This is a genomic window from Caulobacter sp. 10L414, assembly GCF_056395525.1.
On sequence record NZ_JBFTJR010000121.1, the window covers coordinates 1 to 3,243 of the forward strand.

Consider the following 3,243-nt stretch of genomic DNA (forward strand, 5'->3'; position numbering starts at 1 on the left):
CCGCCTCGAACGCGGCTTCCCGCGCCCAGGGCGCGGCCGGTTCGGCGCGTGATCGGGCCACGGGCGCGGCCAGTCGCGCCACGGGCGTCTCCCGCAACGCCGCCGGCTCGGCCCGCGACGCGGCCGCCTCGACCAACGCGACCGGCGACGGCGCCCTGACCGGCGGCGGCTCGATCAGCCGTGACGGCGCCTCGGGCTCGGCCGGCGGTTCGGGCTCGTCCAGCGCCTCGACCAGCAAGGGCGGCGCCGGCCAGTCCGGCTCGCTGGGCCTGTCGGGCTCGGCCTCGCGCAGCGGCGTCTCGGGTTCGGCCAATGGCGCGGGCTCGGCCGACGTCAAGACCGGCAACAACTGAGCCGGCGTTCTGCGTCGAACTTCGGGGGGCGGCTTCGGTCGCCCCTCTTCTTCGGCGGGCCCAAAGAAAAAGGCGGCGTCCTTGCGGACGCCGCCTTCGTCTTGTCTGGTCCTGCAGCCGATCAGCTGTCGAGRAAGCTGCGCAGCTTGCGCGAGCGGCTCGGGTGCTTGAGCTTGCGCAGGGCCTTGGCCTCGATCTGACGGATGCGTTCGCGGGTCACCGAGAACTGCTGGCCGACTTCTTCCAGCGTGTGGTCGGTGTTCATGCCGATGCCGAAGCGCATGCGCAGCACGCGCTCTTCACGTGGGGTCAGCGAGGCCAGCACGCGGGTGGTGGTTTCCCGCAGGTTCGACTGGATGGCCGCGTCGATCGGCAGGACGGCGTTCTTGTCCTCGATGAAGTCGCCCAGGTGGCTGTCTTCCTCGTCGCCGATCGGCGTTTCGAGCGAGATCGGCTCCTTGGCGATCTTCAGGACCTTGCGCACCTTTTCCAGCGGCATGGCCAGCTTTTCGGCCAGCTCTTCCGGGGTCGGCTCGCGGCCGATCTCGTGCAGCATCTGGCGGCTGGTGCGGACGATCTTGTTGATCGTCTCGATCATGTGGACCGGGATGCGGATGGTCCGCGCCTGGTCGGCGATCGAGCGGGTGATGGCCTGACGGATCCACCAGGTGGCGTAGGTCGAGAACTTGTAGCCGCGGCGGTACTCGAACTTGTCGACGGCCTTCATCAGGCCGATGTTGCCTTCCTGGATCAGGTCCAGGAACTGCAGGCCGCGGTTGGTGTACTTCTTGGCGATCGAGATCACGAGGCGCAGGTTGGCCTCGACCATTTCCTTCTTGGCCTGACGGGCCTCGCGCTCGCCCTTCTGCACGGTCTGGACGATGCGGCGATAGTCGTCGATCGGCACGCCGGTCTCGGTGGCCAGGGCGGCGATTTCCTGACGGATGTCGCTGACCGAGCTGGTGTCGTTCTCGACGAACTTGGTCCAGCGCACGCCCATGCCCTTGACCTGTTCGGTCCAGGTCGGGTTCAGCTCGGAGCCGAAATAGGCCTTGAGGAACTCGGCGCGGCTGATGCCGTAGCTGTCGGCCAGGCGCAGCAGGCGGCCTTCCAGACCGATCAGGCGCTTGTTGATCGCATAGAGCTGCTCGACCAGCGCCTCGATGCGGTTGTTGTTCAGCTTCAGCGTCTTGAGGTGCTGGATGATCGTCGCCGACAGGCCCTCATAGGCCTTGCGGTCGGCGTCGCTCAGATCCTGGCCCTTCAGGCGGCTGCCGACCAGCTTGTCCTGCAGCTTGCGGAAGGTCTCGAACTCGCTGGCGATGGCGTCGAGGATGGCCATCACGCCTTCGCGCAGCTCGCCTTCCATGGCGCTGACGGTCGGGCCGGCGCCGTCGTCGAAGTCGTCTTCGTCGTCGCCTTCGCCCTCGGGCTTGGCTTCGCCGGCTTCCTGGTCGACCGGCTCGGCCGGTTCGCCGTCGTCGTCTTCGGCCGCGGGCTGGGCCGCGCCGCCGTTGATCGCGGCGTAGGTGCCTTCCAGGTCGATGACTTCACGCAGCAGGATGCGGCCGGTCGAGAGCTCCTCGCGCCACACCATGATGGCTTCGAAGGTCAGGGCGCTTTCGCACAGGCCGCGGATCATCGTGTCGCGGCCGGCCTCGATGCGCTTGGCGATGGCGATTTCGCCCTCGCGGCTCAGCAGTTCGACCGAGCCCATCTCGCGCAGGTACATGCGCACGGGGTCGTCGGTGCGGTCGTAGGCGGCCGGCTTGTCGCTGGTGATGACCGCGGTGCTCTCGTCGCGCGTGGCGACTTCGCCGCCCTCGGCGTTCTCGGCGTCTTCCTCGGCCTCGACGACGTTGACGCCCATCTCGCTGAGCATGGCCAGCGTGTCTTCGATGGCGTCGGGGCTGACTTCTTCCGACGGCAGCACCTTGTTCAGCTCGTCCATCGTGACGTAGCCGCGGGCCTTCGCCTGTTTGATGAACTTCTTTACGCCGGCGTCGGTCAGGTCGAGGAGCGGACCATCACCACCGGTGGCTTCGGGCGCTTCGGTCTCGGCCGTGGAATTGTTGCTCATCAAGCTCTCCGAATTCGGCGCCGTCCCCTTTGCGGCGGGGGACGGGCCGAGAATGCCTCAACATGTCGCCGGCCTTCCGCGGATCCTCGCGAGTTCGGGGCGGCGACTGCTTCCTCAAGGGTTAGGACCCCGCTGCGCAGGCGCTTCAGGTTTCCAGCAGGATCGGCGAAAATTTTTTCGACGTTCTGTGAACTAACGCACGAAACGCCACGGGGTAACGCTCCGCACGAACTGGGCGGAGGGCGGCGGCTTCGAGCGCGGCGTTCATGAACGTCGATCTTTCGACCGACGACCGCTGGGACCTGGCGCTGCGAGGATGACATCCTGTTTCAAAGAGGGCGCGCGCTGTGCGTTGGCGGCCCGATCGATGTCAAATCAGCTGCGTGGCAAATCCTTGAGTCGGCAAATGGCCGTGGGTGACGCCGGTGTCAAGATGGCGAGCAGCGGGAAGGGCGGTTTCTTTGGCTTTTCAGGGCGGCGCTGGCCCCCTCCGGCCCTTCGTCCAGATGCTCCCCCTTCAGGGGGAGGGTCTTGATCGGCGAACCTCCCCCTGTGGGGGGGGCGGCCGAAGGCCGGCGGGGGGCCGGTTTCAGCTTTCGAGGCGGCGGCCGGTTTCGCAGTCACTCCCCCCACCGATCGCTGCGCGATCGCCTCCCCCASRGGGGGAGGTTCCTTGAGGGKTGGGCAYRGGTTCTCGTGCTCCCGCGTTCGCACGCGTTAGGTCGGGGAGGCGCGGAGCGGCCGGGCGGAGCCCGGGGACCGTAGGTTTGTTTAGCGTTTCGGCTTCGTCGACCGCTCCGCCGCGTCGTT

At 67.3% G+C, this 3,243-nt stretch carries 2 protein-coding genes and 1 pseudogene; 1 reads left to right on the top strand and 2 read right to left on the bottom strand.

The features are described from left to right. Positions 1 to 353: pseudogene (locus AC1DCG_RS24945) on the top strand (hypothetical protein); the annotation flags it as partial. 121 nt (positions 354 to 474) lie between these two features. Here the strand turns inward: AC1DCG_RS24945 and rpoD are convergent. Next, complete coding sequence (rpoD, locus tag AC1DCG_RS24950) at positions 475 to 2,433, bottom strand: RNA polymerase sigma factor RpoD (protein WP_165262924.1); 1,959 nt, start codon at positions 2,431 to 2,433, stop codon at positions 475 to 477. 145 nt (positions 2,434 to 2,578) lie between these two features. Then, positions 2,579 to 2,701, bottom strand: coding sequence for a hypothetical protein (locus tag AC1DCG_RS24955; protein WP_477031452.1), 123 nt, complete (start codon positions 2,699 to 2,701; stop codon positions 2,579 to 2,581). Positions 2,702 to 3,243 lie beyond the last annotated feature (542 nt).